The following is a 21,188-nucleotide window of genomic DNA, read 5'->3' as shown; positions in this document are numbered from 1 at the left end:
GAGAGTAGGTCATCGTCAAGATTGAATTCCGAAACCCCTGTCTGCTAGCGCAGACAGGGGTTTTGTCGTTTAAGGGCTAAGCAAAACAGACTCAACCCCTGCGTGCTTTACCGCTTCTTCTGGCCAGTAGCTTGCGCCACCAGATATAGATCCCGGTAGCAGATAGCATCGCGATCACAACGCCCAGCAGTGCAATCAACACCTGCCCCGTCAGCCCGATGATCCTGCCCCCATGGATCGGCAGTTGCAGCCGATAAAAGCGCTCTCCCAACGTACCTTGCCCTGCTATTTCCTGCCCTAATAGACGCCCGTCCGTCCCGTGGAAAAACAACCAGGATTTCCCATGGGCCTCGGTATCGTGTTGCCCAAAACCCGCGCCATAGAAGTTGTACTCAAAGCTGTAATACAGCTCTCCGATCGCAGCCGTAAGTCCCAGACGCTTTCCTTCCTCCAGTGCCCGTTCATAGGCCTGTTGATAACTCAGTTGCGTCACGCCCAATTGCTCGCTTGGCAGCCTGCCACGAGCCTCATAGACGCTTGGCTCAACCGGTGAAAACAGCGAGACAACTGGCTTGAACACCTGGCTCGGCAAGTTCATCGCCACGCTGCTGACCGCTATCGGTAGCAACAACAGCCAAAGCCACAACCCGCCAGCGCGATGAAGATCGAAGTTCAACCGATAAGCATGACCGCCCTTGATCTTCCACGCCGTCGACCATTTCTTCCAGAACGGTTTGCCCCTCGGGAGGGTCAGCCACAGCGCGATAAAACAATCTAACACCCACGCAATCGCCACCAGCCCCATCAGCCACAACCCCCAATTGCCCGGCAGCGTGAGGTTGTAGTGAAACTCTAAAATGAACGGTATTAAGTTCTCACGCTGAAAGCAGCATGCGCCCCAAAAACGCCGGCCCATTTCTTCGCCGCTGACCGGATCGAGATAGAAGACCTGGTTGGGTTCCTCAAAGGGTTTGCCGGTCGCCGGATCGTTTCTCGCAACTGCCGCCAACATGGCGGTATGACCGGCCTCCTGCGGATACTCCATGTACCAGACTTGCAGCTTGGGATGCTGCCCCTGCAGCGTGTCCACCAGTTCGCCTGGTGGCAATGCCGAGCCCTTGGCCGTCGCCTCATAGAAGCCTGGATTGAGCCACTCATCCAGCTCATGGTTAAACGCCAAAAGGCTGCCCGTGATCCCCGCCATCATCAAAAACAACGCCGTCGCCAATCCGATGTAGCGATGAAGTAAAACCATCAATGCGCGCATAAAATTTTCCTGCAGAGACGACAAAGCCAGTGCCTGGAGTCAGGAACTGGCTTTGTATGAATCGAGTGGGATTAGAACTGGTAGCTCACCGTTGCACTCACGTTGCGCTCTTCACCCAGGTAACAGAAGTTCAGACTGGCGCACGACGCCACGTAGGACTCGTTCGTCAGGTTGTTGGCATTCAGGCGTACATCCACACCCTTCAACCCCACCTTGCCCAAGTCATAGCCCATCGAGGCATCAAACAACGTGTAGGCCGGTACCTTCATGGTGTTCTCCGCATCCGCCCAGCTGTAGCCGACATAACGGACACCGCCACCGAGGCGCAGGCCATCCAGGGCGCCGCTGTCGAATTTGTAGTCTGCCCACATTGAAGCCATATGGCGCGGCGCCTGGGTCGGCGAATTACCCTTGTTCTCGATCACGTTGTCCGCAGTGCTCAACGTGCTGACCATCGACTTCGAATACTCGATGTCGGTGAAGGTGTAGCTGCCCAACAACTTGAGGTTGTCGGTCAATTGCATATGCGCCTCCAACTCCAGGCCTTGGGAGCGCACAGCACCTACCGCGCGATAGAAGTTTTCCTGCGGCAGCTTGGTCGCCAGGTTTTCCTGATCGATGCGGAACAGCGAAGCGGTGAACAGGTTGTCGGTACCCGGCGGCTGATATTTCAAGCCGACCTCCCACTGGGTGCCGTCGGTAGGCGCCAAAGGATTACCAGCGCTGTCCGAGTAGGAGTTCGGGTTGAAGGATTCCGAATAGCTGACGTAAGGCGCGAGACCGTTATCGAATAGATAAAGCGCTCCTGCACGCCCGGTTAGCTTGGTACGTTTATCGCTGATCTCGGTACCTAACGGCCGGCCAACCTCAGCAATGCGATTCTCATCAGAGGTCTCGACCCAGTCCTGACGTAGCCCGAGGGAGAACCGCCACTTGTCCATTTCAATCAGGTCTTGCAGGTAAACGCCGGTCTGCTCAAGCCGACGCAGGTAGCTGGTCGGGCTGTAATAACTGATCTCGGAGTTGCCATACACCGGATTGAACGCATTGATCGGTGCCAGCGAACCGCTGCTCCAGTCCACCACGGTTTTGCGCCGTTGATAGTCAGCCCCCATCAACACCGTGTGTTTGGTCGCGCCGGTAAAAAATTCGGCCTGCAACATGTTGTCGATGATGAATGCATGCAGCTTCTCGTCACCGCCTGAGTAATAGCGGTTCAGCTCATTACTGGTGGGCGTAGTCCACCCATAGGCGTACACCTGATCCAAGCGGACCTTGGAGTCCAGATAACGAAAGTTCTGTCGCGCCGTGAAAACATCGTTGAAGCGGTGCTCAAATTGATAGCCGAACGACTGCTGATCACGCTTGTACCCATCAATGCCCGGCTCACCCTCGAAGAAGTGATTGGAGATCCGCTGGCCATTGCGCTGATGCAACGCGCCATCTGCTGGCATGCCTCCGTGGTAGCCACCGTCGGGATCGTGTTGCAGGTAGGCCTGGAGCGTGAGCGACGTGTCATCGGTAAAGTCGATGCTCAAGGTCGGCGCCAGCGCGTAGCGTTTTTCCTTGGCATGGTCGAATTGTGTGTCGGACTTATCCGCAAGCCCGGTCAGGCGGTAAGCAATACGCTTGTCGTCATCCACCGGGCCGCTGAAGTCGAAACCCATGCCGCGCTGCCCTTGCGAGCCCACGGTGGCCTGTACCTGATGGTAAGGCTCAAACAGCGGTTTCTTGCTGGTCAACGCCACCAGCCCACCCGGCGAGCTGCGGCCGTACAGTACCGACGACGGGCCCTTGAGAATATCCACCCGCTCGAGGAAATACGGGTCCACCTGCATGGTGCTGTAGGTCCCGCTGTCCCCCATGGACTTCAAACCGTCGAGATAAATGTTATCCACCGAACCGTCATTGAAGCCGCGCATCGCCACATAGTCATAGCGGTGAGTGGCGCCATACGGGTTGGTCAGCACACCAGGGGTGTAACGCATGGCCTGGGCAACGGTTTGCGAGCCCTGATCGTCCATCTGCTCGCGGGTCACCACTGAGACCGTCTGTGATGTCTCCAGCAGCGCGGTACTGGTCTTGGTGGCGATCTGGCTGTGGGTTGCGTTGTAGCCGTCCATGCTGCCCAGGGCGTTACCCAGGGCGAAGCCTTTGATGTCGGTGGTCGGCAAGGTCAGCGCCTCGCTCTCGGGTTGGGCCTGCAACACGAAACTCACGTCGTCCTGTGGCTGTGCCTGCAAGCCGGATCCATTGAGCAACTGGCTAAGGCCCTGCTCCGCGGAATACTCGCCGTGCAGCCCGGCAGACTGGCGGCCCTGAGTCTGCGCAGGCGTGCTGGAAAGAGTGATACCTGCCTGGCGGGCAAACTGGTTGAGCACATCGCTCAGCGCCCCGGCAGGGATGTCATAGCGCTGGCTGATGCGCTCGACCCCACTATCAGCCGCGACACCGGCCACCGGCAACAAGCCGATGCCCATCGTGGTCGACAGCAACGCTGCACGTACGGCTTTACCGAGCAGAGGGTAGGAAGAGGGTGAGTTACTGAAAAAACGCACAGTCATTATCGAGATCCGTAGAGGTCGCTGAAGGCAGATTGAAATGCTTACTGTCTAAGCCGGACTCACGGAAAAAAGCCGCCAAAAATAAATCAGGCGCGACAACAATAATCAGGCCTGACGCTCCAGACTCACCCACCAGCGGGTGCGGTAGCGCAAGCGCACAGGTAAGGTCTGCGGAAGAATCGCCAACAATTTCTCGGGATCTTCCAGTCGAAAAACGCCGGACAAACGCAGGTCTGCAATATCGTTTGAGCAGCCCAGATACCCATGGCGATAGCGCCCCACCTCTGCCAGGAAGTCGGCAAGGCGCATGTTACGGGTGACGATCAATCCATCTGCCCAGGCCCCGGCGTCCATATCCAGAGGCGGCGCGAGGATGGCCTCGTTCTGACGCACCAGGTAGCTTTCTCCTGCATGCACCTGAGTGAACAGGCCGTCTGCGGTATGCGGTGAATGAATCGCCACGTTGCCTGAGGTGACGCTCAATCGGGTGCAGTCGCTGTCCTGGCGTACGACAAAACGCCCGTCGATGCCTTCAAACAAACCATGGCGGCTGCGAACCAGCAGCGGTGCAGTCGCAGCCGCGGCACAGGTCACCAGGATTTCCCCGCGTACCAGCGTGATCAAGCGTTGCTGCGGATTGAAGTCCAGGTCCACTGCGCTGTCGGTATTGAGCTGCAGGCGTGTGCCGTCCGGCAATTGCACGCTGCGGCGTTCGCCGGTGGTGGTGGCCAGGTCCGAGGTCCAGCGTTGCCAGCCGGTAAGGTCCCGGCTGACCCAGGCCGCCGACCCCATTAACAGCACACCCGACAACACCTTCAACGCTTGCCGGCGCCCGAGCTGCTGGGCGCTGCTCTCCAGCGCCACATGGGCCCCGGGAATTGCCGCCAGTTGGCTGCTCAATTCATGTTGCAAAGCCTGCACCCGTTGCCAGGCCAGCTCGTGTTCATGATGAGCCTCGCGCCAGTGCTCGCATTGCATCTTCAGGCGGACATTGGCGCGATTGTTACGCAAGCGCAGCATCCAGCTGATGGCCTGCTTGACCACTTGCGGATCGATTCCTGCGCGTGCCGCGTTATCCCTCGAAGTCATGCCTCATACCGCAGTACATAACAGTGATACAGCGCCTCAGCGACATACCGTTCCACCGAGCGCAACGACACGCCCATCTGCTGCGCAATCTGCTTGTAAGTCAGGCCGTCGCACTGAGCCAGTAAAAACGCCTTACGCACCTTGGGCTTGAGCCCGTCCAGAAGTCGGGCGATGGACTCCAGCAATTCCAGAATCAACGCACGCTCCTCAGCGCTCGGTGCCACGGCTTCGGGCAAATGGGCGATGGATTCCAGATAAGCCCGTTCGATTTCTTCGCGGCGCCAGTGATCGATCACCAAGCCCCGGGCGATGGTGCGCAGGAAGGCGCGAGGGGCCTTGAGTTCGAAGCGTTCGGTTTTTTGCAGCAGGCGCACGAATGTGTCCTGGGCCAGGTCCGCAGCATCCGCGGCGTTACCCAGGCGGCTGCGCAACCAGGTGTTGAGCCAGCCGTGATGGTTGCTGTAAAGCGTCTGTACTGCGTACTCGGAAGAGGGCATTCACACGGCCTGGCAAAGCGTCACAAATGATAATTAGTCGCATTGTCGACAAGGTGGAAAAATTTTGCAACTCCTGGCGTTACATGGCTACCGCCGGTCGGCTTCTGACGTTAAAAGCGGATGCTTCTCACAAATTCCTAAGATTTATCCTGGAGTGGCCGAAAGCCTGACGAGCCATGCGTGCACCGAAATAGAGCAGTCGCAGAGTCTGCCTATACCGTTACATGGAATGTTGCATCCGGCACGCTCACCCCCTTTTGGCAAAAAGAAGTCAATGAAATGAATCTCAAGTTCAGTCATAAAATTCTGTTGGCCGCGTCAGGCGTTGTGGTTCTGGCCTTCGCGTTATTCACGTTCTACAACGACTACCTGCAGCGCAACACCATCAGGCAAAACCTGGAGTCGTCGATTCAGCAATCCGGTGAACTGACCGCCAGCAGTGTGCAGAACTGGCTCAGTGGCCGTGTGCTGGTGCTGGAAAGCCTGGCGCAAAACGTCGCCCATCAAGGCAGCGCTGCCGATCTTGCGGGGTTGGTCGACCAGTCGGCATTTACCTCCAACTTCCAGTTCACCTACGTCGGTTCAACCAACGGCGTGTTCACCCAACGGCCCGACGCCAAAATGCCTGATGGCTATGACCCGCGTCAGCGTCCCTGGTACAAGCAAGCCGTCGCAGCCGACAAGACCATGCTCACGCCGCCCTACATGGCCGCAGTCGGTGGGCTGATCGTGACCATCGCGATGCCGGTGAAAAAGAATGGCGAATTGCTCGGCGTGGTCGGTGGTGACCTGAGCCTTCAAACCCTGGTGAAGATCATCAACTCGGTGGATTTTGGCGGTATCGGCCATGCGTTTCTGGTCAGCGGTGACGGCCAGGTGATCGTCAGCCCGGATCAGGACCAGGTGATGAAAAACCTCAAGGACATCTACCCTGGCAGCAACGTGCGCATCGAGAAGGTCAATCAGGAAGTGGTGCTCAATGGGCAGGACCGGATCCTGTCCTTCACCCCGATCAGCGGATTGCCGAATGCAGACTGGTACATCGGCCTGTCGATCGACAAAGACAAAGCCTACGCACCATTGGGCAAGTTCCGCACCTCGGCATTGATCGCCATGTTCATCGCGGTCGCCGCCATTGCAGTGTTCCTGAGCCTGCTGATCCAGGTCCTGATGCGTCCCCTGACCACCATGGGCCGCGCCATGCAGGACATCGCCCAGGGCGAGGGTGATTTGACCCGCCGCCTGACGGTGGAAAGCAAAGATGAGTTCGGCGACTTGGGCAGCGCTTTCAACCAGTTCGTCGAGCGTATTCATGCGTCAATTTCCGAAGTGTCCTCGGCCACCCGCCAGGTGCACGACCTGTCCCAGCGGGTAATGGCCTCGTCCAACGCATCGATCATCGGTTCCGACGAACAAAGCGCCCGCACCAACAGCGTGGCCGCGGCGATCAACGAACTGGGGGCCGCCACCCAGGAAATCGCGCGCAACGCCGCCGATGCTTCGCAGCACGCCAGCGGTGCCAGCGAGCAGGCCGATGACGGCCGCAAAGTGGTGGAGAAAACCATCCTGGCGATGTCGGAACTGTCGCAGAAAATCAGCCTGTCCTGCACTCAGATTGAAACCCTGAACGCCAGTACCGACAACATCGGGCACATCCTGGATGTGATCAAAGGCATCTCCCAGCAAACCAACCTGCTGGCCCTCAACGCCGCGATTGAAGCCGCACGGGCGGGTGAAGCCGGACGCGGATTTGCCGTAGTGGCGGATGAAGTGCGCAACCTGGCACACCGCACCCAGGAGTCGGCGGAAGAGATCCACAAAATGATCACCTCGCTGCAGATTGGCTCGCGTGAAGCCGTGACCACGATGAACGCCAGCCAGACCTCCAGCGAAGAAAGCGTCGAGGTTGCCAACCAGGCCGGTGAGCGCCTGGTCAGCGTGACGCAGCGGATCGTCGAAATCGACGGGATGAACCAATCGGTAGCGGCCGCCACCGAGGAGCAGACCGCCGTGGTGGAAACCCTCAACGTCGACATCAACCAGATCAACCTGTTGAACCAGCAGGGCGTGGCCAACCTCAACGAAACCCTGAAGGATTGCGACGCGTTGTCTCAACAGGCCAACCGGTTGAAGCAGTTGGTCGACAGCTTCAAAATCTGAGGATGAACCTGTAGGAGCGAGCTTGCTCGCGAAGAGCGTCAACGATAACGCAGCGCTATCAGATAGCCCGTGCTGCCTTCTCGTTTTTCGCGAGCAAGCCCGCTCCTACGGTAAGTTCAGCCAAACATCTGCCGTACATTCTCCAGCGCACCGTCTGCGAATGCCTGCACAAAGGCATCAAACCCTTCCACACCGTGTTCAACCGGCTCGGCGATGATCGTCCAGGTCACCCTCGAACTGCGTTCCCCCACAGCCTCCACACCTATTCCCGCCCATAGCCGGGCCACGCCGAGGGTGTTGTAAATCGTCGTCCAGGTCATCTGCATGGCCTGTTCGTCGCGGCTGTTGAGTTGCTCCACCACCAGGTTTCCATCGTGGAAGAACTTCTTGCGCAGCGACCCTGCGCCCGCGCCGGTCATCTCGATGTGCGACAGCGCGGGGATGAATCTGTCAAACCCTGCAAAGTTGCCCACCACCGTCCACACGCGGGCGGCATCGCCGGCAATTACCACTGAAGACACCACCGGCCTGGCGCAGGGGTTGCGAATCAACGTATCGGGTTTCATGCGGTTTTCCTTTGTTAGGCGCCCGATCATAGGAAGCCGATGCTCTTGAGGTACGCGCAGCCCTTGCGTAGCAGCGCCAGGTTTTTTTCCGGGTAGTGCGCGCCCATCTGCTCGACACCGCGCCGTGCGTTGTCATGACGGATCATCGACGTATCGCCGATGTCCCCGTCCACGCCATTGAGATAGAACCCCAGCACACCGAACAGCGCGTTGTGGCTATCCACCGTGTGCAGGTGACGTTGCCAGTGGGCGACGCTCACCAGCTCGAAAACATGGCCTGCCTGGCGAAAGGCATCGACGTAGGATTCCCAGCTCAAGGGCTGCGGATTGTGCAGATTGAACACGTTTCCTCCGGCACAGTGACGGCCACAGTGGAAGGCAATAAACCGCGCGAGAAAGTCCACGGGCATCAGGTCAAAGTTCGTCCCCAGGTTGGGCACCAGGCCCAGTTGCAGCGAGCCCTTGAGCATCAACATCAGGCGATTTTTCTGTGGCTCGCAAGCACCGTTGCGGCTGTTGAAACTGATGTTCCCGGGGCGATGGATAGTGACCCAGGCACCTTCCTCGGCGGCGCGTCCCAGCAGGCGTTCGGCGACCCACTTGGACAGGTTGTAGCCGTTCTGGAGGTAGAGCGGTGGCGTGGTCGCGGCGAGCGTTTCGAGGACCTGGCCTTGGGCATCGATGCTGCTGGCCGCCGACAGTGTGGAGATAAAATTGAAGACCTTCTTGCGCCGGGTTTCACACAGGCGCAGGCATTCCAGCACCGGCTCGACGTTGTCCTTGGCCAGGGTGGCGTAATCCATCACATGATTGACGTGGGCGGCGTTGTGCACCAGAACGCCGAACTCCCCGGCGAGGTACTCATACACCTCGCTGGTCAAGCCAAGGCGCGGCTGACTGATGTCGGCGGCATACACCCGTACCCGGCTCAGGTCCAGGTGTTCCAGGCGGTACTCACGCAGCGCCTCGGCGAACCTCACCGTGGCCGAATGTCCGGGGCGTTCGCGCACCAGGCACGCCACTTCAAGTGCGTCCTCGGCCAGTAACGCCTCGACGATATGGACGCCGAGAAAACTGTTGGCGCCGGTCACGATGACCTTGCGGCGTTCACCTGCCTGGTCCGCCGGCAATATCGGCCTGTCCAGTTCACGCAGAGTATCCCGTATCGCCTGGCCGGCCGGTGCTTCAGGGGCCGCGCCGTCACCCATCAGCGCAGCCAGGGTACGGACGGTGGGCGTTTCAAAAAAACGGTTGAGGGAAAGGCTGCGCCCGAACTGCTCGCGGATACGCAGCAACATCGTCGACAACAGGATGGAATGACCGCCGAGATTGAAGAAGCTGTCCTCCGTCGACAACTGCGCGACCGGCACGCCCAGCAACTCGCTCCACAGGTTCAGCAACTGTGCTTGCACCGGCGTTTGCGGCGGACAGCGGTTGGTGGCTGGCAGCGGTTGAGTCGGCAGCGCCAGCAAGGCCTGGCGGTCGACCTTGCCGTTGGGCGTGCACGGCATGCTCGCAAGCTCCGTGCACAGGGTTGGCTGCAGATAATCCGGCAGCGCCTGCCGCGCATGTTGCTGGAGCACAGCCAGGGCGCCTTGGGCCTCAGGCTGCGCGACAAAGGCCAGGATCCGCTGATCAGGGTCGATCACCACCGCCACCTGGCGAAACAGCAGGCTGGCGCGCAGGCAGTGTTCGATCTCTTGGGGCTCGACCCGAAAGCCACGGATTTTCACCTGCTGATCCCGGCGCCCGCCCAGCTCGATGCCGTCCTCTGTCCACTTCGCCAGATCGCCGCTGCGGTAGGCCCGCAAGGTCTGGCCGTCCGGCAACTTCATGTGTACGAAATGCTCGGCGGTCTGCTGTGGCTGGTTGAGGTAACCCAGCCCGACACCGGGGCCGACGATGTACAGCTCGCCTGTCACTTGTTCATCCACCGGTTGCCGTTGCTCGTCGAGGATCAGCACCCGGCTGTTGGCGATGGGCGTGCCCACATTGCGATTGCTGTCGCCTCGCTGCAGCGTGCGGCATGACACCAGCACGGTGGCTTCCGTCGGCCCATAGAAGTTGTGCAAGGAACACTGTCTCGCCAGCCGCTCGATGACATAGGGCTCGCATACATCGCCTCCGGTCATCAGGTGCGCCAGGCCCAAGGGTTGATCCAGCGGGAGGATGCTCAGCAGCGCCGGCGGCAGGAAGGCATGGGTGACGCGCTGTTGCCGGATGAAGTCCACCAGTTGTTGCGGGTCGCGGCGCGGGTCTTCACCGGGCACGATCAGCTCGGCGCCCGCTATCAGGGGCGCGAAAATATCAATCAGCGAAGAGTCGAAGCTCAACGGCGAGAACTGCAAGACCCGGCTGTGTTCACTCAGTTGCACATGGTCGCCGAACCAGGCGGTGAAGTGGGCCAGGTTGTGCTGGCTGAGCAGCACGCCTTTGGGCTGGCCGCTGGTGCCCGAGGTGTGGAGCACCATGCAGGGCGCGTCCATCGCTGAGCGCTGGCGCAGTGGCGGCGGGTTGGCGTGAGTGTCGAGGGCGCTGACATCCAGCGCCGAAAAAAACTCCCGCAGTGGATGCCGGCCGTCATCCAGTAGCACCGAGACGCCGGCGTTTTCCAGCATGGCCTGCTGGCGTTGCAGCGGATGGCCCGGCTCCAGTGGCAGGTACACCGCGCCGCAGCCCAGTACGGCGAGAATGCTGGCGTACAGTTCAAGGGATTTGCCCAGGCAGACGCCGATCACCTGCGGTGTATCGCTGGCCCCAAGCAACGGCCACAGATGCTGCTGGATAGCCAGGCTCTTGCGCTGCAACTGGCGATAACTCAGCACGCTGCCAGCGATGTTCAGCGCCGGTCGTTCGGCGAAGGTTTCAAGGCTGCGCTCCAGCCGTTCGATCAAGGGCACCCGGGCTTGCTCCAGCAGTGCCAGGTCGGCGGTCTGGTTGAAGCGATGCAGGTAGGCCAACGATTCGAGGGCTTGCAGGCCGTGTTCGGGAGCATCGCAGGCGACTGCGGCTTGCGAAAAATAGCCCGCGTCCCGCGATAAGCCGCTGACGTGCTGGGCTACCCATTCCACCAAGCGGCTTATCGCCTGCTGCCGCAGCCGTTGGCCGTTGCCGCTGGGTTCTCCGGCGATGTCCAGGGTCGCCAGCAGTCGATGTGGGCTGGCGTAGCATCTGAGTTGCAGTGTCGGCAGACCGCTGTCGGTCGGTGCTCCGAGCCCCAGGCGCAGGCTCATCAAGGCCGTGTAGGCCAAGCCCGGCGGGATCGACTCGCTACCGTCATCAATCAGCAGGTCCACGCCCTTTTCCTCGCCTGCCTGCACTGACTCGTGACCGTATTGCTCCAGTGTCAGCCCGACTTCTTTCAACGCCGCGCTGCAGCCTGCCAGCCCAATCTTCAAACGCCTCATGGGTGGGCTCCTATTGCCGGAAGAAAGGCGTCCAGCGCCTGGACCACACTCGGCGTTTGCAGCAGGCCGCTGTGGTTCAGGAACCCCATGATATTGCCGAGCAGCGGATGCTGGCGGGTAATGGGAAAGTCCATCGCCAGCACTTCAGCGCGCAAGGCAGCACGCGTGCCGGCGCTGATATCCAGGTGCTCGATCAACTGCAGGTCGAAATTTTTTTGCAGGTCGTGGGTCAGGTAATGCTGAAGGAATACCGGCAGGATCCGGGCGATGCAGTCACGGTCTTCGGCGTTTGCAGACTGCCAATAGATTCGCACCAGGCGCGTCCAGAACAGGCCATGACGCCCCTCGTCAAACAAGTGGTCGGCCATCAATCCACGGATGGATTGCTTGACGCTGTCGTCCCTGGAGAACGCCGCCACGTCATGGGTCACGGTGTTTTCGGCGATGGCCACGGCGATCAGCTCCATGGCATCGCGCAGGTGTTCGGGAGCCAGCGCCAGCGCGGCAGGCAAGGCGCGGCTCAGCTCGATTTCCCCGGGCAGTTCAAGAGGCGCAGTGCCGGTCATCTCGACGGCCTGTTGCATGAAGTCGAGGGCGACGAGGGCGTGGTAATCCTCATCCACCACGACGGTCATGGCGTCGTAGCGACAGGCGAGCGGGAAGGGCACCGAAAATCGATTCTTGGCAATGCTGCGTGCGGTCTTGTCGACGATTTCGGTTTCAAAGATCACCACATCGTTGATGAACTTGTAGAACGTCTGCAACAAGACAAAGTCGCGGCACTGCGGGCATTGCTCGACAAAGGTCGCGCTCAATACCAAGGGTTGACGGCTCAAGGGAAAGATCAGTTTCTGATCGTTTTCCAGCAATCGGCGCGGGCGGGTGCGGATGGTCGCACGGCGCTCCCAGTCTTCGGCGAATGAGCGGTAATCGGCCGGGTTCATACGCTCACCTCCGGCAGGCGCAGGTGCAGCCCGTCCCATAAGGCCAGGCGGTTTTCCACGGCGCTCAGCGCGGCAGTGTCAGCCTGCTGCTCGCGACTCGGGTCGCCAAGCGTGAGGCGTTGCAGCAACTGCGCCGCCGCGGGGCCATGCTCGTCGGCATCAAGCTCAATGTGGCGCTTGAGGTAGTAGCAGAAGGTCGGTGCCTGGCGGTGAAGCATCTCGCACCCTCCCAGGATGCGTTTGAACATCGTTGGGATGACGCTCTCGCGGCCATGGAGAAAGGCGGCCGCGACGCAGTGGGTGGGTGCGTCCAGGGCAACCTGCAACGTGCTTCTGACGAAACGGGCCACGGCAGGATGGATATCGATTTTTTGCAGGGCCGTTTCCGCATCGCTGCCGTCACGTTGCAGGGTGATGAATCTGTCGATGGCCGTGGTGCTCGCGCCAACTTCAGCCATGGCTTGCAGATACAACTCGAAGTGGCTGCCGTGTCCGTGACCGGGATAGTCGTCCGATTCTTCGCCCAACACGATCTCATTGATCAGGCGTGCCGCTTGTGGGTCCGGTGGCGGCAACCACGGCAAGCGCATTCCGGTTAGGTCATGTTGCAGGCGTTTGGTCAGCGTCATGAAGTCCCAAACAGCGAACACATGGTTTTCCATAAAGTATCGCAACTTTGGAAGTGTGTTTATTTGTGTAAATAATGGATGGCTGTGTAACTTCTGCTTTTTTTGTTTAAGCAGGTGTGAGTGCTGGAGCATGATTGATGCCTATAAGTCGTTATTTCTTCCCTGATAACAAGCAGCCACGTGCTGTTATTGATCAAGCAAGCAGCACGCGGTGACAAAACACCAAAGCTTTATTTAAAGGAACGCCACGCGCAGTGACGCCCGAGCAGGGTTCACGCTGTCGATTGGGGAGAATTGGGGTGTTGGTAATAATCTGATTAAGTATTCAGGCGTTTTTGGTTTTATAAGTTTTGCGAGTAAAAATAGTGCTGTAGTTGAATTGCTCTGCGAAGTGTAGGAAGTGTTCTTTCGAATTAATGGTTTGACTGTTATGCGCTGACCTCCATCGGCCAAAGTCGCTGCGCAGCGCTTTGTGGTCGAGGGAGGCGTCTCGGTTCCACGGAGAATTTACGGTGCAGCGTTTTGTGCAGTCTCTTCAAGGCTCTTGAGATAACCGGTAATCACCTCCATGCCGCGGGTGAGGTGGTTGCGCAAGGTCAGGATGCTTTCCTCGACCTTCTTTTTCGCCACCAGGTCGAGCAGTTCACGGTGGTCTTCCTGGGACGTCTCGCCCAGGCCCATGGCCTCGAGGTTGAAGCGCAGGAAACGCTCCTCTTCGTTCAAGCCGTGCTCAACCAGCTTGAGCAACCGCTGGTTGCCCGCCTTGCTATACAGCGCCATGTGGAACAGGCGGTTGAGGCGACCAATTTCGGTGTAGTCGCTTTCCTGTTCCAGCGCATCAATGAAGGCGCCGGCCTGGGCAATGTCTTCGGGCGTGAGCAAGGGAATCGACAAGCGCAGCGCTTCGGACTCCAGCAGTATGCGCAGCGCATAGGTTTCCGCCGAATGGTCCTCAATCAGTGGCGCCACCACCGCTCCTTTGTGGGTCACCACATGCAGCAGCGACTGGGCTTCCAGTTGACGCAATGCCTCGCGCACCGGCATCCGGCTGACCCCGAACAAGCTGGCCAACTCCTGTTGGCGCATGGCGGTGCCGCAGGGCAAGCGACCATCGAGGATGGCGTTGCGCAATGTTTCTTCAATCACGGAGCGGGCGAGATGGGCGGGGATAGGCCCGCTGATCTGGATGCTGCTCAAAGGGTTCGGCTTCTGCGTCACGACTACGCTATCCTCCTTTTCAGGGTGATGTGGCTAATTGGATCCAATGCACACTAGAGATTGTCCACAAGCTTGTCAAACGGGCAAGGTTTCGGCTTGTAAGCGACTCAACAGCGCGTTCCGTGGGCCCACAACGACCTTTTGTCAGGTCTTACAGGCTTAACGTCTGTGAGACACACTTTATTCCCGAAAGTCGCGGCTACAGCGGTATTGCTGCATATCGATATTCACTAACGGTATTTAAAATGCCGTTCTTATGACTATAAAGTCACTCTCCTGACCGCCCGGGAGTGAACTCATGTCTGCCACCTCTACTGTTCCAACAGCGACCGACACCACACAAACCTTCGAGATCCGTCCATTTCCCGGTAGCGTCGGCGCCGAGATCATAGGCCTGGACCTGACCCGCCCGGTCAGCGACCCGGACTTCGCGCGCATTCACCGCGCGCACCTGGACCATCACGTCGTGGTCTTCCGCGACCAACGCATCACCCCCGAACAACAGATCGCCTTCAGCCGCCGCTTCGGTGTGTTGCAGATCCACGTGCTTAAACAATTCCTGCTGGCCAACCACCCGGAAATCCTGATCGTCTCCAACATCATCGAAAACGGCCAGTCCATCGGCCTGGGAGACGCCGGCAAGTTCTGGCACTCGGACCTCTCCTATAAAGAGCTGCCGAGCCTGGGCTCGATGCTCCATGCCCAGGAGCTGCCGTCCGAGGGTGGCGACACCTTGTTCGCCGACATGCACAAAGCCTGGGACAACCTGCCCGAGCCCCTGCGCAAGGCTGTAGAAGGCCGCAGCGCCGCGCATTCGTACACCGCGCGCTACAGCGAAACCAAATTCGAAGGTAACTGGCGCCCGACCCTCACCCCCGAGCAACTGGCTCAAGTGGCGGAAGTGGTGCACCCCATCGTACGCACCCACCCGGAAAATGGCCGCAAGGCGTTGTTCGTCAGTGAAGGTTTCACCACCCGCATCGTTGGCCTGCCGGAAGACGAAAGCCGCGACCTGCTGGCCCAGCTCTACGCCCACAGCGTGCTGCCGGAAAACATCTACCGCCACCAGTGGCAGCCCCACGACATGGTGTTCTGGGACAACCGCTCACTGATCCACCTGGCGGCCGGCTGCCCAGCCCACCTGCGGCGCAAGCTGTACCGCACCACCATCCAGGGCGACGCGCCTTTCTGATCCGGAGCATGACCATGTCCAAGAAAATCCCATTTGCGCGCCTGGCCGCCACGGTCGGCCTGGGCGTCAGCCTGCTGGCCGGCAGCCTGGTTGCACCTGCCGCCGCCCAGGCCGAAGGCGAGATTCGCATCGCCGAGCAGTTCGGCATCGTCTACCTGCTGCTCAACGTGGTGCGCGACCAGAACCTGATCGAGAAATACGGCAAGCAGGAAGGCATCGACATCAAGGTCGACTGGACCCAATTGTCCGGCGGCGCCGCCGTCAATGACGCCTTGCTCTCCGGCTCCATCGACATCGCCGGCGCGGGCGTTGGCCCGCTGCTGACCATCTGGGACCGCACCCACGGCAAACAGAACGTGAAAGCCGTCGCCTCCCTGGGCAACTTCCCCTACTACCTGGTGAGCAACAATCCCAAGGTCAAGACCATTGCGGACTTCACCGAAAAAGACCGCATTGCCGTACCGGCAGTGGGCGTCTCCGTGCAGTCGCGCTTCCTGCAATACGCCGCTGCCAAGCAATGGGGCGACAAGGAATTCAATCGCCTCGACAAGTACACCGTTGCGGTTCCGCACCCGGATGCGACGGCAGCGCTGATTGCCGGTGGCACCGAGCTGACCGGGCACTTCTCCAACCCGCCGTTCCAGGAACAGGCCCTGACCAACCCGAACGTGCACGTGGTGCTCAACTCCTACGACATCCTCGGGCCGAACTCGCCGACGGTGCTGTTCGCCACCGAGAAATTCCGCAACGACAACCCGAAAACCTACAAGGCGTTCGTCGAGGCCCTGACCGAAGCGGCGCAGTTCGCCCAGAACGACAAAGGCGCCGCCGCCGACACCTACATCCGCGTGACCAAGGCCAAGATCGACCGCGCCGAGTTGCTGAAAATCATCGAAAACCCGCAATTCGAATTCAGCGTCACCCCGAAAAATACCTACCCGCTGGCGGAATTCCTCTACCGCGTCGGCGCGATCAAAAACAAACCCGAATCGTGGAAGGATTACTTCTTCCAGGACGCCAAACCGCTGCAAGGGAGCTGACATGAACGCGCCCTTGCAAGGCCACACGGCCAGCAACCCGACAACTACCGAAGCACTGCTTTCGGTGGATAAAGTCAGCCTTGAATACCGCACGCCAGAACGGGTCGTGCGGGCCACCCACCAGGTCAGTTTCGCGATCGACCCGGCCGACCGCTTTGTACTGCTGGGGCCTTCGGGCTGCGGCAAATCCACGCTGCTGAAATCCATCGCCGGCTTTATCAAACCCTGCGAAGGCGAGATCCGCTTGCTCGGGCAAAAAGTCGAGCAACCAGGCCCGGATCGCATCGTGGTGTTCCAGGAATTCGACCAACTGCCGCCGTGGAAAACCGTCAAGCAGAACGTCATGTTCCCGCTGCTCGCCTCCAAGACCCTCAAGCGTCGCGAGGCCGAAGAGCGGGCGCTGTATTACCTGGAAAAAGTCGGCCTGACGGCGTTTGCCGATGCTTACCCGCACACCTTGTCCGGCGGTATGAAAGCCCGCGTGGCGATCGCCCGGGCGTTGGCCATGCAGCCGAAAATCCTGCTGATGGACGAGCCCTTCGCCGCCCTCGACGCACTGACCCGCCGCAAGATGCAGGAAGAACTGCTGCTGCTCTGGGAAGAGGTGCGTTTCACCCTGCTGTTCGTCACCCACTCCATCGAAGAGGCGCTGGTGGTGGGCAACCGCATCCTGTTGCTGTCGCCGCACCCGGGCCGGGTACGGGCGGAAATCCACAGCCATCAATACGACCTTCACAGCCTCGGCGGTGTGGAGTTCCAGGCTTCGGCGCGGCGCATTCATCGGCTGTTGTTTGATGAAGCGCCCGAGGCGGAAACCGAACTGGGTTTCGCCGATATCCGCATCGCTTATTGAAGGGTTTTCACCATGCGCCAGGAATATGAAATCACGCTCGAACCGTTGCCCGGTGTTCGCGTAGAACGCGAATTACCGTGGCGTCAGCGCCTGTGGCAACAAGGCTGGCTGCGCAAAAGCCTGATCCTGATCGTGCTTGCGATCCTGTGGGAAGCGGCCGCGCGTTATCAGAACAACGACCTGCTGCTGCCGAGCTTCCTGCAGACGCTGAGCGCGTTCTACGACGGCATGGCCAGTGGCGAGCTGTTGAGCAAGGTCAGTATCTCGCTGGTGGTGCTGATCAAGGGCTATCTGATCGGCATTGTGCTGGCGTTTGCCCTGACTACGCTTGCGGTGTCGACCCAACTGGGCCGCGACCTGCTGAGCACGCTCACCTCGATGTTCAACCCGTTGCCGGCGATTGCTCTGCTGCCGCTGGCGCTGCTGTGGTTTGGCCTGGGGCAGAACAGCCTGATCTTTGTGCTGGTGCATTCGGTGCTGTGGGCGCTGGCGCTCAATACCTATTCCGGTTTCCTCGGCGTCTCGGAAACCCTGCGCATGGCCGGCCGTAATTACGGCCTCAAGGGCATACGCTTCGTGCTGTTCATCCTGATCCCGGCCGCGCTGCCGTCGATCCTTGCCGGGCTGAAAATCGGCTGGGCGTTTGCCTGGCGCACGCTGATTGCCGCCGAGCTGGTATTCGGCGCCACCAGCGGCAAGGGCGGGCTGGGTTGGTACATCTTCCAGAACCGCAACGAGCTGTACACCGACAAGGTGTTTGCCGGTCTGGCGGTGGTGATCCTGATCGGGCTGCTGGTGGAGAACCTGGTATTCGACACCCTGGAGCGGGTCACCGTGAAGCGCTGGGGCATGCAACGCTGACTGAAACACCCATCCTGTGGCGAGGGAGCTTGCTCCCGCTGGGTCGCGAGGCGGCCCCAATAAGATCACCGCATTCTTTCAGACAAATCCCGATTGAAAATTTCTGGGCTGCTTCGCAGCCCAACGGGAGCAAGCTCCCTCGCCACAGTCTGCTACGATTGCGCCAAGTTCACTCCCAACCGATCACGAGTGCTTGGCATGCAATTACCGGACATGAACCTGCTGGTCGCCCTTGACGCGCTACTCGACGAGGGCAGCGTGGTGGGTGCCGCGCGGCGGATGAACCTGAGCCCGGCCGCCATGAGTCGCACCCTCACACGCATCCGCGAGGCGGTGGGCGACCCCATCCTGGTACGCGCCGGCCGCGGCCTGGTGCCGACGCCCAAGGCCCTGGAGCTGCAAGGCCAGGTGCGTAACGTGGTGGAACAGGCGGCGCTGCTGTTCCGCTCGGCGGACGAAGTAGACCTGCGCACCCTGCGTCGACGGTTCAGCGTGCGGGCCAATGACTTTTTTGTCGGCGTGTATGGCGGGCGCTTGTTCGACACCATGGAGCGCATGGCGCCGCTGTGCGAGCTGCGCTTCGTGCCCGAAGGCGACACCGACGATGAAGCCCTGCGTGAAGGCCGGCTCGACCTGCGGGTGGGCAACACCATGCCGATTACCCCGGAAGTGAAGGTACAGAACCTGTTCACCACCACCTTCGTCGGGCTGGCGCGGGAAGGGCACCCGTTGTTCGATGGGGAAATCACCGCCGCCCGGTTCGCCAGCTATTCCCACATCAGCATCTCCCGGCGCGGCATCGCCCGTGGGCCGATCGACACCGCCCTGAATGCCCAGGGCCTGGAGCGTCGAGTCGCGATGATCGCCCCGGGGTTTCACGGCGCGATGTTCATGCTGCCGGACTCCGACCTGATCCTGCCGGTGCCCAAGGAAGCGCTCTACAGCGCCAATCGCCTGAAGCTGCCGCTGCGCGCGTTCACCCTGCCCATCTCCCTGCCGACCCTGGTGCTGACCCAGGCCTGGCACCCGCGCTTCGACAAAGACCCGGCCCATAAGTGGCTGCGCGAGACCATGCGTGAATGCTGCGATGCGACATGGCAGGAAGCGCAGCCCACGTGAGTCGGAAGTGAGCTCGGTCAATGTGGGAGCTGGCTTGCCTGCGATGCGGGCGACCCGGTTTTTCAGGAATAGCGAGGTGATGCCATCGCGGGCAAGCCCGGCTCCCACAGGGATCGCGTAGGTTCTGATCGTTGCGTCTGGCGCACTTATAAGCTTCCTATAAGTCACTTTTTGTCATGTCTAAGCCTTATTAAACTGCTCGGGTATTTCTATTCCGAGTTGTAGTTCATGACGTCCCTCGCTGCCCCCGCACCTCTGGCCGCAGCCAAGCCGACCGCCATCGCCCCGCCCGTTTTCGGTCCACGCATCATCATCGGCCTGGTAGGCGTATTGCTCGCGGTGCTGGTGTCCGGCCTCAACGAGATGGTGACCAAAGTCGCCCTCGCCGATATTCGCGGTGCGATGTACATCGGCTTCGACGAAGGCACCTGGCTGGTGGCCGCGTACACCGCCACCTCCGTGTCGGCGATGGCATTCGCGCCCTGGTGCTCGGTGACCTTTTCCCTGCGCCGCTTCACCCTCTGCGCCATCGGCCTGTTCACCGTGCTCGGCGTGCTGTGCCCGTTCGCGCCGAACTACGAAAGCCTGTTGATTTTGCGCACCGTGCAAGGCCTGGCCGGTGGTGCCTTGCCGCCGATGCTGATGACCGTGGCCCTGCGGTTCCTGCCGGCCAACGTCAAGCTGTACGGCCTGGCCGGCTACGCCCTCACGGCCACATTCGGCCCCAGCCTGGGCACACCGTTGGCCGCGTTCTGGACCGAATACGTCGGCTGGCAATGGGCGTTCTGGCAGATCGTCGGGCCGTGCCTGCTGGCCATGGCGGCCGTGGCCTACGGCTTGCCTCAGGACCCGCTGCGCCTGGAGCGCTTCAAGCAATTCAACTGGCGCGGCCTGCTGCTGGGTTTCCCGGCGATCTGCATGCTGGTGATCGGCCTGTTGCAGGGCAATCGGCTGGACTGGTTCGAGTCGCCGCTGATTGCCACCTTGCTGATCGGCGGCCTGGTGCTGCTGGTGCTGTTCATGATCAACGAGTGGTCGCACCCGATGCCGTTTTTCAAGCTGCAGATGCTCGGCATTCGTAACCTGTCATTCGCCCTGATCGTACTGGCCGGGGTGCTGATTGTGCTGCTGGCGGTGACCATCATTCCGTCCAGCTACCTGGCTCAGGTGCAAGGCTACCGCCCGCTGCAAACCGCCCCGGTGATGCTGATCATGGCGCTGCCGCAGTTGATCGCGCTGCCGTTGGTGGCGGCGCTGTGCAACCTGCGTTGGGTGGATTGCCGCTGGGTACTGGGCATCGGCCTGAGCATGCTGATCCTGTCCTGCGTGGGCGGGGCGCAACTGACGTCGGCCTGGATTCGCGATGATTTCTACGTGCTGCAACTGCTGCAAATCTTCGGGCAACCCATGGCGGTGCTGCCGCTGCTGATGCTTTCCACCGGCAGCATCACACCCCAGGACGGGCCGTTCGCCTCGGCCTGGTTCAACACCGTCAAAGGCCTGGCCGCCGTGGTCGCCACCGGCGTACTCGATGCCCTGACCACCCACCGCCTGCATTTCCACTCGACCATGTTGGTGGACAGCCTGGGCAACTCGCCCCTGGCCGACAGCGATGCCGCCGGCCTCGCTCACCGGCTGCACGAGCAGGCCGTGGTGCTTACTTCTTCGGATCTCTACTACGTCATGGCCGGTGTCGCGGCGGTGTTGATCCTGCTGATTTTCTGGATGCCGACGCGGATTTATCCGCCCCGCGCGCCGACTTGATTGCTCACTGAGCCAAAG

General features: G+C 60.4%; 16 protein-coding genes. 7 read left to right on the top strand and 9 right to left on the bottom strand.

What is annotated here, in order from left to right; genetic code table 11:
- Positions 1 to 91 precede the first annotated feature (91 nt).
- The 4 genes from HX875_RS05990 to HX875_RS05975 form a co-directional block, all read right to left on the bottom strand.
- Positions 92 to 1,267, bottom strand: coding sequence for a PepSY-associated TM helix domain-containing protein (locus HX875_RS05990; RefSeq protein ID WP_177042426.1), 1,176 nt, complete (start codon positions 1,265 to 1,267; stop codon positions 92 to 94).
- A 71-nt stretch (positions 1,268 to 1,338) separates the two neighbouring features.
- Positions 1,339 to 3,831 (bottom strand): TonB-dependent siderophore receptor, encoded by a 2,493-nt coding sequence (locus HX875_RS05985; RefSeq protein ID WP_177042425.1) that lies wholly within the window; start codon positions 3,829 to 3,831, stop codon positions 1,339 to 1,341.
- Between the two features lie 105 nt (positions 3,832 to 3,936).
- Positions 3,937 to 4,920: a FecR domain-containing protein gene (locus HX875_RS05980; RefSeq protein ID WP_177042424.1), complete on the bottom strand. Its 984-nt coding sequence runs from the start codon at positions 4,918 to 4,920 to the stop codon at positions 3,937 to 3,939.
- Entirely contained in the window at positions 4,917 to 5,417 is a 501-nt protein-coding gene (locus HX875_RS05975) for a sigma-70 family RNA polymerase sigma factor (protein WP_177042423.1), read from the bottom strand. The genes HX875_RS05980 and HX875_RS05975 overlap by 4 nt, the downstream gene beginning before the upstream one ends.
- Before the next feature lie 279 nt (positions 5,418 to 5,696).
- On the opposite strand from HX875_RS05975, the gene HX875_RS05970 reads away from it, so the two are divergent.
- Positions 5,697 to 7,577, top strand: a complete 1,881-nt coding sequence (locus HX875_RS05970) for a methyl-accepting chemotaxis protein (protein ID WP_177042422.1) — start codon at positions 5,697 to 5,699, stop codon at positions 7,575 to 7,577.
- Between the two features lie 116 nt (positions 7,578 to 7,693).
- On the opposite strand, the gene HX875_RS05965 is transcribed toward HX875_RS05970, so the two are convergent.
- The 5 genes from HX875_RS05965 to HX875_RS05945 all read right to left on the bottom strand — a co-directional run bounded on the left by HX875_RS05965 (position 7,694) and on the right by HX875_RS05945 (position 14,341).
- The gene (locus tag HX875_RS05965; RefSeq protein WP_177042421.1) at positions 7,694 to 8,143 is read right to left on the bottom strand and encodes an SRPBCC family protein; all 450 of its coding nucleotides are present in this window, start codon (positions 8,141 to 8,143) and stop codon (positions 7,694 to 7,696) included.
- Positions 8,144 to 8,169: 26 nt separating this feature from the next.
- Positions 8,170 to 11,550 (bottom strand): amino acid adenylation domain-containing protein, encoded by a 3,381-nt coding sequence (locus HX875_RS05960; protein WP_177042420.1) that lies wholly within the window; start codon positions 11,548 to 11,550, stop codon positions 8,170 to 8,172.
- Positions 11,547 to 12,494, bottom strand: a complete 948-nt coding sequence (locus tag HX875_RS05955; protein ID WP_177042419.1) for a diiron oxygenase — start codon at positions 12,492 to 12,494, stop codon at positions 11,547 to 11,549. Before HX875_RS05955 ends, HX875_RS05960 begins: the two co-directional genes overlap by 4 nt.
- Entirely contained in the window at positions 12,491 to 13,255 is a 765-nt protein-coding gene (locus tag HX875_RS05950) for a DUF3050 domain-containing protein (protein WP_177042417.1), read from the bottom strand. The genes HX875_RS05955 and HX875_RS05950 overlap by 4 nt, the downstream gene beginning before the upstream one ends.
- Before the next feature lie 375 nt (positions 13,256 to 13,630).
- Positions 13,631 to 14,341, bottom strand: a complete 711-nt coding sequence (locus tag HX875_RS05945; protein ID WP_177042416.1) for a GntR family transcriptional regulator — start codon at positions 14,339 to 14,341, stop codon at positions 13,631 to 13,633.
- 298 nt (positions 14,342 to 14,639) lie between these two features.
- On the opposite strand from HX875_RS05945, the gene HX875_RS05940 reads away from it, so the two are divergent.
- The 6 genes from HX875_RS05940 (at position 14,640) to HX875_RS05915 (ending at position 21,170) form a co-directional block, all read left to right on the top strand.
- Entirely contained in the window at positions 14,640 to 15,533 is an 894-nt protein-coding gene (locus HX875_RS05940) for a TauD/TfdA dioxygenase family protein (protein WP_177042414.1), read from the top strand.
- A 14-nt stretch (positions 15,534 to 15,547) separates the two neighbouring features.
- Entirely contained in the window at positions 15,548 to 16,573 is a 1,026-nt protein-coding gene (locus HX875_RS05935) for an ABC transporter substrate-binding protein (protein WP_177042412.1), read from the top strand.
- A gap of 1 nt (position 16,574) precedes the next feature.
- Positions 16,575 to 17,426: an ABC transporter ATP-binding protein gene (locus HX875_RS05930; RefSeq protein ID WP_102605411.1), complete on the top strand. Its 852-nt coding sequence runs from the start codon at positions 16,575 to 16,577 to the stop codon at positions 17,424 to 17,426.
- Between the two features lie 12 nt (positions 17,427 to 17,438).
- Positions 17,439 to 18,287, top strand: a complete 849-nt coding sequence (locus HX875_RS05925; protein ID WP_177042411.1) for an ABC transporter permease — start codon at positions 17,439 to 17,441, stop codon at positions 18,285 to 18,287.
- A 198-nt stretch (positions 18,288 to 18,485) separates the two neighbouring features.
- Positions 18,486 to 19,406: a LysR family transcriptional regulator gene (locus HX875_RS05920; RefSeq protein WP_177042409.1), complete on the top strand. Its 921-nt coding sequence runs from the start codon at positions 18,486 to 18,488 to the stop codon at positions 19,404 to 19,406.
- Between the two features lie 228 nt (positions 19,407 to 19,634).
- On the top strand, positions 19,635 to 21,170 hold the full coding sequence (locus HX875_RS05915; protein ID WP_177042406.1) for an MFS transporter: 1,536 nt from the start codon (positions 19,635 to 19,637) through the stop codon (positions 21,168 to 21,170).
- The last annotated feature ends 18 nt before the right edge of the window (positions 21,171 to 21,188 follow it).

The organism is Pseudomonas yamanorum, assembly GCF_013386765.1.
GTDB lineage: Bacteria > Pseudomonadota > Gammaproteobacteria > Pseudomonadales > Pseudomonadaceae > Aquipseudomonas > Aquipseudomonas yamanorum_A.
The sequence above is the reverse complement of the archived record's forward strand: the minus strand, read 5'-3'. Positions and strand labels throughout refer to the sequence as shown.

Coding starts and splice junctions, on each gene's coding strand:
- HX875_RS05980 (WP_177042424.1), bottom strand. CDS start 4,920: ATGACTTCGAGGGATAACGCGGCACGCGCAGGAATCGATCCGCAAGTG.
- HX875_RS05950 (WP_177042417.1), bottom strand. CDS start 13,255: ATGCTCCAGCACTCACACCTGCTTAAACAAAAAAAGCAGAAGTTACAC.
- HX875_RS05935 (WP_177042412.1), top strand. CDS start 15,548: ATGTCCAAGAAAATCCCATTTGCGCGCCTGGCCGCCACGGTCGGCCTG.
- HX875_RS05955 (WP_177042419.1), bottom strand. CDS start 12,494: ATGAACCCGGCCGATTACCGCTCATTCGCCGAAGACTGGGAGCGCCGT.
- HX875_RS05925 (WP_177042411.1), top strand. CDS start 17,439: ATGCGCCAGGAATATGAAATCACGCTCGAACCGTTGCCCGGTGTTCGC.
- HX875_RS05965 (WP_177042421.1), bottom strand. CDS start 8,143: ATGAAACCCGATACGTTGATTCGCAACCCCTGCGCCAGGCCGGTGGTG.
- HX875_RS05985 (WP_177042425.1), bottom strand. CDS start 3,831: ATGACTGTGCGTTTTTTCAGTAACTCACCCTCTTCCTACCCTCTGCTC.
- HX875_RS05990 (WP_177042426.1), bottom strand. CDS start 1,267: ATGCGCGCATTGATGGTTTTACTTCATCGCTACATCGGATTGGCGACG.
- HX875_RS05940 (WP_177042414.1), top strand. CDS start 14,640: ATGTCTGCCACCTCTACTGTTCCAACAGCGACCGACACCACACAAACC.
- HX875_RS05975 (WP_177042423.1), bottom strand. CDS start 5,417: ATGCCCTCTTCCGAGTACGCAGTACAGACGCTTTACAGCAACCATCAC.
- HX875_RS05920 (WP_177042409.1), top strand. CDS start 18,486: ATGCAATTACCGGACATGAACCTGCTGGTCGCCCTTGACGCGCTACTC.
- HX875_RS05960 (WP_177042420.1), bottom strand. CDS start 11,550: ATGAGGCGTTTGAAGATTGGGCTGGCAGGCTGCAGCGCGGCGTTGAAA.
- HX875_RS05970 (WP_177042422.1), top strand. CDS start 5,697: ATGAATCTCAAGTTCAGTCATAAAATTCTGTTGGCCGCGTCAGGCGTT.
- HX875_RS05915 (WP_177042406.1), top strand. CDS start 19,635: ATGACGTCCCTCGCTGCCCCCGCACCTCTGGCCGCAGCCAAGCCGACC.
- HX875_RS05930 (WP_102605411.1), top strand. CDS start 16,575: ATGAACGCGCCCTTGCAAGGCCACACGGCCAGCAACCCGACAACTACC.